The organism is Paenirhizobium naphthalenivorans (assembly GCF_007992095.1).
GTDB classification, from domain to species: domain Bacteria; phylum Pseudomonadota; class Alphaproteobacteria; order Rhizobiales; family Rhizobiaceae; genus Allorhizobium; species Allorhizobium naphthalenivorans.
The window spans coordinates 22,456-36,031 of the sequence record NZ_BJZP01000011.1; the positions used below are offsets into that span (position 1 = coordinate 22,456).

Annotated in this window: 14 protein-coding genes; 10 read left to right on the forward strand and 4 right to left on the reverse strand. The window is 60.9% G+C overall.

Annotated elements, in window-relative coordinates; genetic code table 11:
* Positions 1-84 precede the first annotated feature (84 nt).
* Both RNA01_RS12390 and RNA01_RS12395 read left to right on the forward strand, forming a co-directional pair.
* On the forward strand, positions 85-411 hold the full coding sequence (locus RNA01_RS12390) for a helix-turn-helix domain-containing protein (protein ID WP_147180529.1): 327 nt from the start codon (positions 85-87) through the stop codon (positions 409-411).
* On the forward strand, positions 408-1,316 hold the full coding sequence (locus RNA01_RS12395; RefSeq protein WP_235916598.1) for an ImmA/IrrE family metallo-endopeptidase: 909 nt from the start codon (positions 408-410) through the stop codon (positions 1,314-1,316). The genes RNA01_RS12390 and RNA01_RS12395 overlap by 4 nt, the downstream gene beginning before the upstream one ends.
* Before the next feature lie 43 nt (positions 1,317-1,359).
* On the opposite strand, the gene RNA01_RS12400 is transcribed toward RNA01_RS12395, so the two are convergent.
* A complete protein-coding gene (locus RNA01_RS12400) occupies positions 1,360-1,830 on the reverse strand; it encodes an RNase H family protein (RefSeq protein WP_147180530.1) in 471 nt (156 codons plus the stop codon).
* A 90-nt stretch (positions 1,831-1,920) separates the two neighbouring features.
* On the opposite strand from RNA01_RS12400, the gene RNA01_RS12405 reads away from it, so the two are divergent.
* Positions 1,921-2,298 (forward strand): hypothetical protein, encoded by a 378-nt coding sequence (locus tag RNA01_RS12405; RefSeq protein ID WP_147180531.1) that lies wholly within the window; start codon positions 1,921-1,923, stop codon positions 2,296-2,298.
* On the opposite strand, the gene RNA01_RS12410 is transcribed toward RNA01_RS12405, so the two are convergent.
* Positions 2,238-2,645 (reverse strand): hypothetical protein, encoded by a 408-nt coding sequence (locus RNA01_RS12410; protein WP_147180532.1) that lies wholly within the window; start codon positions 2,643-2,645, stop codon positions 2,238-2,240. The genes RNA01_RS12405 and RNA01_RS12410 overlap by 61 nt on opposite strands.
* Positions 2,646-3,267: 622 nt before the next feature.
* Here RNA01_RS12410 and RNA01_RS12415 point away from each other — a divergent pair.
* From RNA01_RS12415 to cysQ, 3 genes are all read left to right on the forward strand, one after another.
* Entirely contained in the window at positions 3,268-4,038 is a 771-nt protein-coding gene (locus RNA01_RS12415) for an NADase-type glycan-binding domain-containing protein (RefSeq protein ID WP_147180533.1), read from the forward strand.
* Positions 4,035-8,282 (forward strand): coiled-coil domain-containing protein, encoded by a 4,248-nt coding sequence (locus RNA01_RS12420; protein ID WP_147180534.1) that lies wholly within the window; start codon positions 4,035-4,037, stop codon positions 8,280-8,282. Before RNA01_RS12415 ends, RNA01_RS12420 begins: the two co-directional genes overlap by 4 nt.
* A gap of 227 nt (positions 8,283-8,509) precedes the next feature.
* Positions 8,510-9,331 (forward strand): 3'(2'),5'-bisphosphate nucleotidase CysQ, encoded by an 822-nt coding sequence (gene cysQ / locus RNA01_RS12425; RefSeq protein WP_147180535.1) that lies wholly within the window; start codon positions 8,510-8,512, stop codon positions 9,329-9,331.
* 56 nt (positions 9,332-9,387) lie between these two features.
* Here cysQ and RNA01_RS12430 read toward each other — a convergent pair whose 3' ends face one another.
* Positions 9,388-10,020 (reverse strand): recombinase family protein, encoded by a 633-nt coding sequence (locus RNA01_RS12430; protein WP_147180640.1) that lies wholly within the window; start codon positions 10,018-10,020, stop codon positions 9,388-9,390.
* A gap of 340 nt (positions 10,021-10,360) precedes the next feature.
* Here RNA01_RS12430 and RNA01_RS12435 point away from each other — a divergent pair, with 340 nt between their 5' ends.
* The 4 genes from RNA01_RS12435 to RNA01_RS12450 all read left to right on the forward strand — a co-directional run bounded on the left by RNA01_RS12435 (position 10,361) and on the right by RNA01_RS12450 (position 13,085).
* On the forward strand, positions 10,361-11,056 hold the full coding sequence (locus RNA01_RS12435; protein WP_174824552.1) for a hypothetical protein: 696 nt from the start codon (positions 10,361-10,363) through the stop codon (positions 11,054-11,056).
* 136 nt (positions 11,057-11,192) lie between these two features.
* A complete protein-coding gene (locus tag RNA01_RS12440; RefSeq protein ID WP_147180536.1) occupies positions 11,193-12,161 on the forward strand; it encodes a trypsin-like serine peptidase in 969 nt (322 codons plus the stop codon).
* Positions 12,162-12,318: 157 nt separating this feature from the next.
* A complete protein-coding gene (locus RNA01_RS12445) occupies positions 12,319-12,708 on the forward strand; it encodes a group II truncated hemoglobin (RefSeq protein ID WP_147180537.1) in 390 nt (129 codons plus the stop codon).
* Between the two features lie 8 nt (positions 12,709-12,716).
* Positions 12,717-13,085 (forward strand): DUF423 domain-containing protein, encoded by a 369-nt coding sequence (locus tag RNA01_RS12450; RefSeq protein ID WP_147180538.1) that lies wholly within the window; start codon positions 12,717-12,719, stop codon positions 13,083-13,085.
* Between the two features lie 88 nt (positions 13,086-13,173).
* Here the strand turns inward: RNA01_RS12450 and RNA01_RS12455 are convergent, their stop codons facing one another.
* Complete coding sequence (locus tag RNA01_RS12455; protein ID WP_147180539.1) at positions 13,174-13,566, reverse strand: DUF8817 family protein; 393 nt, start codon at positions 13,564-13,566, stop codon at positions 13,174-13,176.
* Positions 13,567-13,576 lie beyond the last annotated feature (10 nt).

A 13,576-nucleotide genomic window follows, 5' to 3' on the forward strand; every position in this document is an offset into this window, starting at 1 on the left:
AACAAGATGGGGTTGTTGCTTTCCGGAGTCAAGGCCCTTATTGTATGGCTACACCGAACAACAAAAACAACGAGCGGTTTCACCATGACCCAGCCAACATTCGGCAAGAAAATCAAAGAGCTACGCACCACGAAGGGGTTGACGCTCGATCAGCTTGCGACAGAGACCGGTTCCTCCAAGAGCTATATATGGGAGCTGGAGAACAAGGATCCTCCGCGCCCGTCCGCCGAGAAGCTAGCCGCCATCGCCGTCGCGCTCGGCGTCACAACCGACTACCTGATCGGGCGCGAAGAAGTCACTATTGCTGATGCGCAAGACAAGGCCTTCTTCCGCGAATACAGCAAGATGCCAGACGATACCCGCGAGAAAATCCGCGCCATGGCAAAGCTTCTTGGAGGCAAGAAGGAGTGACGCCGAAGTCGCCGCGAGGCACCGCCAACAACATTTCGCTGATGTTGAACACCGTCCTCGGAAAGGACAGGTTCGATAAAGGTCCGGTCGATGTTCAAGAGCTTGCCGTCGAATATACAAGGCAGATCGCTCCGGACAGCCACATAGAGCATGTCATTGCAGAAGATCTCCCTGGCTGTGACGGAGCGCTCGTGCCCGGCGATAGCCAGCCTCGACGTTGGGCGATCATGTACGATCGCAAGCAGAACGCAGGGCGACGTGCCTACACCATTGCTCACGAGCTCGGTCATTTCATGCTGCATCGTGAGCTTGTTGACAACGACCCGGACTTCGACGGCGGTTTCTATTGCTCGAAGGAAGCCGTCGAGCACGGCGCTGGCAGGGACATCGAGAAGGAGGCCAACGAATTCGCCGCGAACCTTCTAATGCCTCTTGACGATTACCGTCGACAAATCCCCTCGGATCAACTCGCCAGCTTGGAACGCCTGGGCGATGCAGCTTCTCGTTACGGGGTCTCGCTAACCGCTGCGTCGTTGCGATGGCTGGAGTACACAACAACAAGGGCAATGGTCATCGCATCCGTCGATGGATTCGCTCTATGGGCGAAACCAAGCGAGGCGGCCTTCAAATCCGGGCGCTTCCTCCGAACGAGGAGCGACCCGTTCGAATTGCCTGCGGCGTCTCTCGCCGCCCGGAAGGCTCCCGCGAAGGAATCGCTTGAGGGGATACGTCAGAATGCGGGAATCTGGTTCCCGGAGCCAACCGTTGAAATGTGCATGCGTTCCGACAAGTACGATTTCGAGCTGACCCTGCTTCATTTTGAAGGGCGGGCTCCTGCCTATCAGGCAGAGGATGAGTTCGAGGACTCGTATACACAGTTCTTCAAGATAGGAGCGCGGGGTTAAGGCGGTGACCTGGAAAGTCCTGGAGCAATCTTGGTCGGGGCTTTCACCGAATGCTGGTAATCGCCGCCCTCGCTGCCGCGTCAGCGAGTTCGTTGGCAACTATCCCCGAGTGCCCCTTGCACAACTGAATCCTGACCTGCGGATTTCGCTCGAGCAGTGCATCGAGCTCTTGCCACAGCTTCACATCCGGGATCGGCCGATGTCTTTCATGAGAGTTCGCCCTCACCCGCTTCCAACCGTTGCCGCGCCAGATCGATCGCCATCGGCTGCAGCCTTCGACCACGTGAGCGGAGTCGGTCGAGATGAACGCCGTGGCAGTCGGCGCTTCGCTGGCGAGCCAGGATACCGCCTCAACGACCGACATCACTTCGAAGGTGTTGTTCGAGGAGCCAGTGGCGGCCCCAGCGGCAGCGTGGATCTGGCGGTTGGCGTCCATAACTACGAAGGCCCAGCCTCCAGAACGGGAGGCGGCATCGAAGGAGCCATCGGCGTAGATGTGAAGGGTATCGGTCATCGAGGACAGTCTAGCATCGGGATCGAACAATGCTCCAGCTTGATGCCGGCCGTGATCGGGTCGATTCTGAGTGTGGAACAGGAGTCCATGATGACGACGAAATATCCGCGCGATCCCGATTCAACGATCCGAATTTTGAAAACCTTCTACAAGATGGGCGATGTCGGCGCCATGTACTACTATAACGACCTTTGGGATCTCGAAGCCGCTGAAAAGAGCGGCGAACAAGAGGTCGCGGCCCGTGAACTCGAGGGACTAATCATCGAGATGCGAGCTTTCGAGCGAACCCATGGACGAGGTAGCTGTCTCCAGCTAGAGCACCCGTCGGTGATTGCGCTGATTGCAAAGGGCCATTACCCAGACGATGTTATAGGCAATGCCCAAGGGGTCGAATGGACGCCCGCGGCCTACCCAGGGTGGGAATATCCAGGCGTCCTTCCAAGGAATAAGGACACGTCATCGAAGTAATCGTAGGCGGGCGAGTTTGTGGCAGCATTCCGATAGGTGATCTTAAACTTGCTGCCCTCACCAGTGAGATTGACATCGACTTCAAGGGCATCGAGTCCTGTCTTGCTGATATCCGCAAGCGCGAAGTGCAAGGCCGTCGCTTCCTCCTGATCCATTGCACCGAGAATGACGCGTATCAAATCCAAGCCCTCGCGATCAATGCCGCAAACAATGTGACCGCTTGCGGCCCTCGCCCAGTACAAGACACCCTTCGTCCCCATGGAGGTTATCTCCACACGAGCCCCGTCCTGCTGCCATATCGTCAGCTTAACAAAGCTCTTGCTGAAATCGGTGATGATCGTGGACATCGAATTCTCCTTTGAAGAGGTCGTAATTCCACAGTCAGGTTAAGAAACGGTCTCAGCAAGGCTCTGAAAGTCGTGGTGCAAGCCACGCACAACCCCTCTCTTGCACAATCGCACCCAGTCTCGATTCCGCCTCGAAACGGCACCAAAAAGTTCAGTGTACGCTGTTGCCAAGCAGAGCGATGTCGGTGCACGCTGTTGGCAAGCCCAGTGTACGTTTTGGTGATAGGCCGATCCAGAAAGCTCAATGATTTCTATGGGGGCTGGTGTATTCTGATTCCAAGCGCCACAATAACCCTCTGAAATTATCTATTTATCAGTCTTCGCCAGAGCGAATAGCCTGCCTCTCCGTAGTCACATTGGCAATGCGACAGGACAATGACCTGTGCCCCCTATGGGAGACGAAGGAGGCTTACACCTATCAATCTGTCGCCCAGAAGGGCTCCAAATTGCCGGAGCTTTGTAAAGGCCCGATGTTATAATTCTATCACTTGAACGCCTGCCATCGTGCTCGCTTTGGACGACAAGCCAATGACGACAATCGGAAGGGACAGGCCATATTGATATGAGTCAAGGTGGAAAACCGGCCGGACGACTAGACTTTTTTCAGGATTGAAGGAGGGAGGTGACGGTCATTTTCAAGATGAAAGGCATTCCTGCTCGTTTCTTGCTTGCCGCTATGGCGACTGCGGCACTTGGTTGGAACGCTCGCGCAGGGGAGACATGCTGGACTGAGGGTGCCGGTCAGTTTTTCGATGCAATCCATTTCTGCGTGAGTTCCACCCTGGCGCCGGGAAAGACCTGGCGATACGGGCCGGAAAACCTGGTCGGCGAGGAAGGCGGCCAGCATCTCGCGTGGTGCGAAGGCGCGAGAGGTAGCGGGATCGGCGAGGCGATTACGCTCAGGATCGATAACGGCGCGCGCTTCCGCCGTTTGCTGTTCTCCAACGGCTACGGCAAGACGGAAAAGTCCTATTTTGACAACGCGCGCGTGCGCATTCTGAACGTGACGACCGACACCGGTCTACGCACGTCGATTGCCGTTCCCGACCAGAACGAACCGGTCGTCCTGCCCCTGCCCGAGGCCGCTGCCTATCGCTGGATACGGCTCGAAATCGGCGGCGTCTACGCCGGCAACCGTTATCCGGACACCTGCGTCGACTTCGTTTCTCCCGATTTCGAATATGAGGACATGATCGGCGCAGAGACGCCAGCACCTCCGCTGCAATTGCCGGACACGACGCCTGGGGACGTCGGCATGACCCCGCCCGCACTCCCCGAGCCGGAACCGCCCGCCTCGTCCACGATGAGCTCCGAGCCGGCCGACTCTTCAACCGATCCTTTTGGCGATCTCGGCATGCCGGATCCCGATCAGTTGAGGCTGCCCGAACAATGATGCGTCTCGGCAAGGTCATCGCGCTGCTGGCGTTCCTCTTTCCCTTGCCGGTAACCGCCACTGCGGAGCCCCTTGTTCAGATCCAGTACCATCCCGATCCTTGCCAGGAGATCGCCGCAATCGCCGAGGGCGAGACCGCGACGGTCGGCAAGGTGACGATATCGCTGCAGCCCTTCTACTACGCCGCCTGCGAGCGCGTTCGCGAACAGATCGTCGACAGCATCAAGGCCCGGGCGACCGTACTCCGCGGCGATCTCGAAACGGAATTCAAGGTGCGCGCCAGCACACTCTATGACCGCTTCCTCACTTGGCTGCATGATCTGGTCGACAAGCAGGCGGGTCCCGCAGGTCTGACGGCGGAAGAGCGGGAGCAGTTTTACCGGGCATGGCTACAGAGCCCCGATCAGGATCTGTCTATCTATGTAAACGCCTACATGGCGGAGAAAATGCCCGACGTGCAGGCCGCGTTGGAACGCTATCAGAAGGACAGCTCGCGCGAAATTGTCACCGGGCTGCAGGCGCTGTGGGACGAGGCACGCAAGAAGCTCGAGGCTCTCGACGCGGCCTATGACGATCTGAAAGACGCCGAACCCGAAACGAAATATACGGATATTCTGGAAAAGCATGGCCTTTCAGGCGAGTGGATCGACAGGCTCGGAAACTATGAAGCGCAGTTCGACCTGCTCGACAAGAGCTATGGCCTGCTCGATACGGCACGCGTCATCCATAGCGCCTTCACCGCCGACACCTATGCCGGAAGGCTCGAAGGCATGTTCTCGCTGATGGAGAAATTCGGCGGTTACCTGAGCGATTCCCGCGTTCCAGGCGTTTCCCTGCTGGGCACGCTGGTCCAGTCCTACGGAAAGATCGCCAAGGAGACACTGGCACGCGCCAACGCGCTCAAGCTGCTGATCCGTGCGCGCGAGGGCTATTGCGTCGGCCTTGCAACACATACACTCGACGATGCGCGCGGACGGGCCTTCAAGGCGCTCGTCGGCGACGGCATCCAGGCCTGCCCGCTGAACGAAAATCTGCCGCTCCTGAAGGACATTTACGTCCAGAGCGAGCCGGAGGACTTGAGTCAGCTCTACTTCTGGCTGGACGGAGCCTTCATCAAAGGGCGTGAAAACGGCGGCGGAGCCTCGGCCGTGAACAAGGCGCAGGCTTTCATCCGTGACGCGGCCGATATCGGTTTTTCGGACTATGTCGGCAAGGATGCCGACATGGCGACCATCGCCTCCGTCTACAATACCCCTTACGGCCCGCAAGACTATCTCACGGACCTCCCCGGGCACCGGGCCGTGCCCGGCCTTGCCGGCATCATTTCCGAGGGTGACGCCGTCATCGACGCGATCGGCGAGCGCATCCGCGCGCTTCGGACAGGCCTCGCCCTCGACTCCTTTTGCGATGACGCGGCCTTCGAACGTCTGCTCGACAGCGAGGCCAGTCTGAAGCTCTCGGCCTATCCGCTTGACGACACCAATCAGCTTGGCAGGCTCAAGGTGTCCTACGCGCTGGGTTTCATCCAGCAGCACCGGGAGATAGCCGGCGGCACCGCCACCAGAACCGAAGCCTACCGCAGATATCGCGAGATCTGGGAGCGGCTCAAGCTCCTCTCGGTCGTCCGCATTGAAGGCCAGTTGCTCGACGAAAGTCGGAAGGGCGGTGCCTGCGACCGTTGCGGCATGGCACCGGTGACGGTGCGGGTTTCGAACGGTTCGGAAATGACGGGATGCAAGGTCCCGAACGCCGATGCCCAAGGTCGCTTCACCGCGCGCATCGTCACACGTTCCACCGAAGTCTCGATCGATCCTGCCGCAACGGTTGGGGACATTACATCCAAACCTGCCATAATCGATGCGCGGCATCTCGACCTTACCGGCGTGCGGCCGCCTTTCGTCCGCCAGTTCAGCGTCAACCTGTTCATGCCGTTCGTGGCCGGAGAGGATCTGACGGATGCACTCAATGTCCTGCGTGGATTACACGGCGCGGTGATGGAAGCAGCTGCGAGTGGGCGCATCGCGTGCTCCGCAGGCCATATGGCCTATTCCGAGCTGAAGACGGCTGCAGGGACACTCGCGAACCGGATCACCGCACTGGAACAGGAGGTCGACAAGCGCTCGCCGCAACTGGCCGCCCTGGAACGAGCCGGCGAGCGCAGCCGGCAACTGGCTGACGAGGCGCAACGCGCGGCACAGGCAGTTGCCGACGCCAAACAGAAGGCTGAAGCGGCAGCGCTGACGGCATGCGACAGGGCCGCAGAGCTACGCAAGGAGACCGATGAAGCCCTGCAGCGCCGCAATCTCACCGAAATCCGCAGCGCGGTCACGGGGGCCAAGCTCCAGGCACGAACGGCGACAAACGAGGACCGCAAGGCCCAAGATGCCGCATCCGCCACCGAGGAACTTGTTCAGACATCACTACCCACCATTGAGGAAATCGGCGCCGTGCCAGCACGGATTGCCGCGATGGCGTCGGAGAAGGGCGGGCTGCAGGGGACCGCCGACGATGGCACAGCCCGACGCGCGGCGCTTGGCGAAGCCGTCCGATCGATCGAAGCGATCGTACCCCGCGCCGAGGCCGCCCATCGGGCCGTCTTGTCGCTCGCGGCGAAAGCGGGAACGGAGGACGCTGACACGGCAATCGCGGAGACCGACAGGCTTTTGGCCGAAATCCATGCTGCAGCCGGCGAACTGGCCGGATGCAGCGAGCAACTCGACAAAGCTTCCGCTGTCGCAATGTCCGAGGGCGGCCTGCTTGCAGAGCGACTGGAGAGACTCTCCCAGCGGATCCACCCCATCGGGTCGCGCAATGGCGGGCCAGCTCTGATCGACGCGCTTCGCTCGGCCGCCTCTTCGGCGAGAGCAAGCGCCGACGTGTCCGAGATCTTCGCCGAAGCGACAACGGCCGCCGCCGGCGATGCCGCCCGTTGCCTGGCCTTGGGCGAAAGCGCGCTGACGACTGATCGAACCGATGACAACGCGGCCGCCGCCGAAGCGGCGATCGCACAATGCCGGTTCGAGGACGCAAGACGCCTTCTGGAAGGCATGACGGGTTCACCACGCTATACCGAACTCGCTGCCAGCTACCAGGCCGCGGTCGACCGGGAAGGTCAGACGAAGGCCGACTACGACCGGGCCCAGGCGCTCTATCAGGCCGGTACGATCGACGCCGCCCTGGACGCTCTCCGGAAGGCACGCGCCAATACGCAATGCGACAATTTCCGCATAGCGATCGATTCCGCCACGACCAAGATCGAGGCTGGTGCAAACGACCCGCTCACCAGCGCGATCCGCGCAGCCATCGATAGTTGCGACTTCACCGCCGCCAGAGACGGGCTGGCGACGCTCTCCGCCGCTGGTCATCCCCTCGTGGCGGAACTGAGAGCCTCTTACGAGTCCGCAGTCGATCGCGAAACCCAAACACAGGCCCTGTGGGATCAGGCTCGCACGCTGAACGGCGAGAACAAGACGACTGAAGCCGTTGCTGTTCTGCGGAGCGCGCGCAGCAATACGCGTTGCGGCGCCTTCGCCAGCCGAATCGATCGAGCCCTGGCCGCGCTCGGCGCGACGCAACCGGGCCCTCCGTCCGACGTGACTGCGGTGATGAACTGGGAGCAGCCCTGGAGCGGAACGATCAAACTGACGCAACTCCAGATCAATGGAGCAACGACGAGCCTGCCAAGCGCAGTCCAGATGCTCGACCGCGACTGGCGGCGCGCGAAGGCACAGGCCGAACGACAATCCGACGGGATCAAGGGGATCGGGACAATGCTGGCGAGCCCGATCGGCGAGGCTATCGTCGGCGCGGCAAAGGCCACCCTAGACGTCCTTGACCAGGGAATCCCCATGGGCTTCGCCCTGACGGCACAGGAGGACGGCTTCCGCGTCGTGCCGGTCGGCGAAATCGATCCTGGCATGCAGAAGAATGTCGACCGCATTCCATTGTTGAAGCCGGAGGAAGAACGGCTGCTCCAGGCCAGCTATACCAATCCGATCGGCAGTCTGAGCCTGAACGTCTCCATGCGTGCCGCCGACACTTTCGACCAGGTGGAGTTGCAGATCGAGCTTGAAGGACGGCGCCCGCCGGATGACGATGCCGGATCGGAGATCAGGACCGTCAAGCTGACTATATCGGGATCACTCAAGCCGGGATGGATCCCCACATCCTTGCTCGCCACTGAAATCACCACGCGGTTCCAGAGCGCGATGAAGCGCTACGCGTCAAAGCCATCAAACCCGTGATAGCGGCGACGGCGGCGTGGTGAAGGGCATTGCGCCCGACGAGGGGGAGACATGTTGTCGACCTTCATGCACTCATTTCCGCCGTTCGCCGGTTTTCGTTTAACCAACACATTGAAACCATCGGCAATTCCCGCAAGAATGGTGATACGGCGGACCGGGTAAACGGGGCCAGCGGAGCAGGCCGCGGGCGCGCATCCGGTCAGAGCGCTTGGAGGGAGTGAGTTTGCATGATGAGGCTCTTTGAGCAGGCCGCGCTTGCAGCCGGGCGCGCCATCCTCGATGTTTGCGCAGCAGGCCCGCATGTCACGCTGAAGTCTGACGCCTCGCCGGTCACCGAGGCCGATCAGCGGGCAGAGACGATCATCCTCGCCGCGCTCGCCAAAGCCATGCCGGACGTGCCCGTCGTCGCCGAGGAGGCGGTGGCAGCCGGCAATGTTCCAGATACCAATGGCCGGAGCTTTCTGCTGGTCGACCCGCTCGACGGAACCCGCGAATTCATCGCCGGTCGCCCGGAGTTCACCGTCAACATCGCGCTGATCGAAGACGGCGTGCCGCTGGCTGGCATCGTCTACGCACCGGCGCTCGGCGTCGCCTACCTCGGATCGAAGGCGGGCGCCGAAAAGCTGACGGTATCGCCGAACTTCGAAGTCACCGAACGCCACCCGATCACCGTCCGCCCCTGCCCGTCAGTCCCCCTTGCGGTGGCCAGCCGATCGCACAACAGCCCCGAGACTGAGCGATACCTGAAGGACAATGGCATCACCGAGCATTGCTCCATCGGCTCGTCACTGAAATTCTGCCTGCTGGCCGAAGGCGCGGCGGACATCTATCCCCGCTTCAGCCGGACGATGGAATGGGACACGGCCGCCGGAGATGCCGTCCTGCGTGCAGCCGGCGGCGCAACCTTGTGTCTCGACGGAAGGCCTCTTGCCTATGGCAAGAGGCATCAGCTGAGCGACGTCGACTTCGCAAATCCGTTTTTTATCGCCCACGGAGCGGACGCAAAGGCGTCGTGTTCAGCCTCTGGGGCCGACAGCGTGGCCCCTTAGCAAAGTTGCTGGGAGCCGCCGATTGACGGTTCCGCGCAGGCTGTCGAGGCCCCAGATCAGGACGTCGCCCGGCCAACCTTCGAGCATAGGCGGGCAACCTGAGGCGCGCCAATCGCCTTGGCTGTTTTCGCCGCCTCGGCACTGCGACGCACCCTGCGGTAGAGGGTCGATCGGCTGACCCCGAATTGTCGTGCTGCCATGGCAAGCGAGACGCCCTGCTCCAAGGCCTCGAGCGCCGCCTCAATCTCGTCCGGTTGCAGCTTTGCCGGCCGTCCAATTGCGCTACCGCGCGCCCTTGCCGCCCACATTCCGGCCTTGGTGCGTTCCGAGATCAGCGCGCGCTCGAATTCGGCAAGCGCGCCCATGATATGGAAGATCAGAATGCCGCCGGCCGAGGCGGTATCAATCGACTCGCTGATGGAATAGAGGCCGATCTCCCGTCGCCCAAGCTCAGCCACCACCTCGATCAGATGCGACAGAGACCGACCGAGCCGGTCCAGGCGCCAGATGACCAATGTGTCGCCAGCCGCAAGGCTGTCCCGCGCCTGCATCAATCCCGGCCGGGTCCGCGATGCGCCCGACAGACCATGATCGGTGAAGATCCGCTCACACCCGGCACCTGCCAGCGCATTAAGCTGCATGTCGATGTTTTGGTCATGGGTAGACACTCGGGCATAGCCAATTCGCATCGTCACTCGCACCCCAGGCCGCCCGGCGGCCGTCAGCCTTTGTCGGGTTGGCCGACTGTATCATAACCGTTCCCTTTTGAGCACATCCATAGATTACTGTCAAATAAATAATACACGCATAAGTAACAATCCTCATAACTTGCGTCATGGAACGGAACCGCCTGCGAAACGGGAGTTCCCGGCAATCGGGCCGATCGGGCGTCACCGCTCCAACGGTAAAACCGACCACACTCAGCGGTTGAGATTTCTAGCTTTTCGGTTGTGCAAATAGGAACGCTTTAGCGACGCGTGGCGCGTCCTGCGGCAAGCCGAGAAACCTTAGAGAAGGAAGGAAATTACCATGCCAAATTATTCACTGACTCTCAACATCGATCCCACCGACCTCAACGTCATCAAGGCTGCCGGCCAGCGGCTGACGCTGGCCAAGCCGGTCGGCAGCGGCGACCCGAACGTCGTCTGGCTGTCGATCGACCCGTTTCAGTCGACCACGGTCGAATGGACGGAGGAATACTGGATCTATGCGTCGACGACCGGCGTGACCCAGGGCAACACCATCTCCAAGCTCTCGGAAGTTACGCCCGGCCCGGCCCTCGACGCCGGCTACTACCCCTTCACGCCGGCGGCAACTTTCGGCGTGTTCCAGAACAGCCCGGAGATTCCCAGCGGCACCTTCGCCGCCGAGAATATGATGCCCTATACCCAGTACCCTTCGCTGACCTTCGGCCTGTCGCAATCGGCCATGGTCAGCAAGAAGCTGGCCGAGCGCAAGCCGATCTCGGCGCAGTCGGTGCTGTCGCAGCAGCAGATCCAGATGACCCCGTTCACCAACGTCTATGTCTGGCTGCAGAGCCAGTTCGCCAGCGAAACGATCATCACCAAGATCGTCGGCAACAATGCCGTCGCCCGCTTCGGCGGCGGCGTGACCGACATCACGCTGAAATATGACCCGAACCGTGGTGTTTTCGTCCCGGATGTCAAGTCCGAGGGCTTGATCGAGCGCGGCATGATCGAACTGCGCATGCCCCTTCTGGTCTGAGCCAGCAGCAAATATCGGTGGCCGGATAACTCCGGCCACCTCCCCATCTCCAAACCATCGCAGCGAGACAGGAAAGCGCTCCGTAAGGGATGCGCTCCCCTACCCTCGCGACCGACATGCAAAGAGGATCAGGACAATGACGAACCTATATGGCGCACAGCGCCGCACCGCCTCGGCCCTGCTTTCCCTGGCGCTCGCCGCCTCGGGCGCTTCAGGCGCCTCGGCGGACGATCTGACGATCGAAAACCTCACGAACACCAAAGGTCTCGCCTTGCTCAATGCAGAGGATCTGGCAAAGGCCAAGCCTCTGCCCGGCGTGGAAGTAACGCCGAAGCAATTGGAGGAGATGCGGCAGCGGTTCAGAACGCTCAACCCGAACTCGCTGGACCTCAAGGCCGTACCCGGCAAGGAAGGCACCTTACTCAAGGGAGTGCCGGAGAAGGTCGATGATCCGTCTGCCGCAGCCCCTTACTGGAGCACGGGACGGCTGGTATTCCGCGACGGTGACGGCGATCTTTCGGCCTGCACTGCCCAGTTTGTCGAAGGCGCCTCGGTCATCCTGACAGCCGCCCATTGCGTGATGGATGAGCACACGGGCAAGTGGTTCTCCAACTTCACCTTCCAGCGCGCCTATAACGATGGCCAGACGGCGCAGACGGTCGGCTGGCGCTGCGTTTCACTGTTTGACGCCTTCCACACGCCGGCCCCGAATTACGCCTATGACTATGCCTTCATCCTGGCGGACGGTGAGGATGACAAGGCGCCGCTGGAATTGGCCACCGGCACGCCGGCGAGCACAGCCCTGACCGCGATCGGCTATCCCGCCAACTTCGGCGACGGTCGCTTCCTCTACAAGGTCGACGGCGAATGGGCTGCTATCTCAGGTGGCATCGTTACCATGCAGGGCAATCCGATGCGCTCCGGCAATAGCGGCGGTGCATGGTTCACCGACTTCAAGGTCGACGGCGGCATTGGAGAAAACCGCGTCATCAGCCTCAACTCGCACCATGTCGTCGGCAATACACAGGACGAGAACGGCCCCTTGTTCACAGTCGACACCAATCGCCTGCTGACCCATGTCAGAGACGCAAAGTGCCTCGACTGACGCGCCAAAGCGACAGCCATACGCAAACCCGCCTTGCGCGGGTTTGCCTGCGAACAGGATTTATCGCACCCATTTGTCGCAGCCCCAAGCCCGCAGCCACTCTTGCCCCGAGGTCGCCAAACCGGCAAGAAGAGAGCAGTATAGCGAGGCTGACCACGTGACAGAAGAAACGATTACACTCTATGAAGCGATCGGCGGAGAGGCGACCGTGCGCGCGCTGTGCCACCGCTTCTACGAATTGATGGACACCCTCCCGGAAGCCGCCCGCTGCCGCGCGATCCATCCGGCAGACCTCCACGGGAGTGAGGAAAAACTCTACGACTATCTCACCGGATACCTCGGCGGCCCGCCGCTCTATATGGAGAAACGTGGTCATCCGATGCTCAGACGGCGTCATCTGGGGGCGGAAATCGGCCCGCAGGAGCGCGATGAGTGGTTCTTGTGCTTCCGACAGGCGCTCGATGAAACCGTGCAGCACGAGAAGCTGCGGGAGATCGTCTGGGCCCCGATCGAGAAACTCGGCTACCACATGCAAAACAAGGAATAATCGCCATCATGGGAATCTGTGACCGGATCCGTCCGCTCGTTCTTCTTCTGGCGGGCCTGATCGGCGCATCGGGCGTCGCGCTCGCGGCCGCCGCCACGCATATGGGTGGAGCCTTGCTGGGTCCGGCCTCGGCCATGTGCCTGGCCCATGCACCGGCCATGCTGGCCCTTTACGCCGGCCACAAGCTGATCCGGCCGGCGACCGGCGCAGGTCTTCTGATGGGGATCGGCACCGTGCTCTTTGCCGGGGATCTCGCCCTCAAACAATTCTACGGGACAAGCCTCTTTCCGATGGCGGCACCGACAGGCGGCGTTCTGATGATGATCGGATGGCTGGTAGCCGCCTTGGGTGCATTTGTTCCTCTCAAGGCGTCCTGACACCCCCGAGGTCTTGCGGCACCTCGGCCGGAATGCAAACTGCACGACTGGCTGTCAAACCGGTGAATGGGCCGGTTTCCGGATGAGATCAGAGACTGGCGGTCTCGCGACGCCCAAAGAGCAGCAGGTTGCCGTGTGGATCGCGAATGTGGAAACGGGCGACCTGTCCTTCCTGGTCGTCCTCGCATTGGATGCGGCCCAAACCTTCCACATCCCGGGCGACGAACTCTTCGTAGAGCGGGGTCAACGAATCGCTGCGGATAAAGACCGAACTGTTGACCGCCACATGCGGATCGTCGCAGCGCCAGAAATTCAGAACCATGCGTCCGCGCCGGAGCACGAGATAGTCTTCGCAGACTTCAGGCTGCCGCTCGAAACCGAGCGTGTTCACATAAAAGTCGCAAGTTTGATCATAATTGAGAGACGGAAGGATCGGCGTCACGTCGACGGCGCCAAGATCTACGGGGTTGATCGCATTCATACGATGCAGT

Bases quoted from the DNA above. Each gene is read 5' to 3' on its own strand.
- RNA01_RS12390 (WP_147180529.1), top strand. From the start codon at position 85: ATGACCCAGCCAACATTCGGCAAGAAAATCAAAGAGCTACGCACCACG.
- RNA01_RS12400 (WP_147180530.1), bottom strand. From the start codon at position 1,830: ATGACCGATACCCTTCACATCTACGCCGATGGCTCCTTCGATGCCGCC.
- RNA01_RS12405 (WP_147180531.1), top strand. From the start codon at position 1,921: ATGACGACGAAATATCCGCGCGATCCCGATTCAACGATCCGAATTTTG.
- RNA01_RS12410 (WP_147180532.1), bottom strand. From the start codon at position 2,645: ATGTCCACGATCATCACCGATTTCAGCAAGAGCTTTGTTAAGCTGACG.
- RNA01_RS12420 (WP_147180534.1), top strand. From the start codon at position 4,035: ATGATGCGTCTCGGCAAGGTCATCGCGCTGCTGGCGTTCCTCTTTCCC.
- cysQ (WP_147180535.1), top strand. From the start codon at position 8,510: ATGATGAGGCTCTTTGAGCAGGCCGCGCTTGCAGCCGGGCGCGCCATC.
- RNA01_RS12430 (WP_147180640.1), bottom strand. From the start codon at position 10,020: ATGCGAATTGGCTATGCCCGAGTGTCTACCCATGACCAAAACATCGAC.
- RNA01_RS12435 (WP_174824552.1), top strand. From the start codon at position 10,361: ATGCCAAATTATTCACTGACTCTCAACATCGATCCCACCGACCTCAAC.
- RNA01_RS12440 (WP_147180536.1), top strand. From the start codon at position 11,193: ATGACGAACCTATATGGCGCACAGCGCCGCACCGCCTCGGCCCTGCTT.
- RNA01_RS12450 (WP_147180538.1), top strand. From the start codon at position 12,717: ATGGGAATCTGTGACCGGATCCGTCCGCTCGTTCTTCTTCTGGCGGGC.
- RNA01_RS12455 (WP_147180539.1), bottom strand. From the start codon at position 13,566: ATGAATGCGATCAACCCCGTAGATCTTGGCGCCGTCGACGTGACGCCG.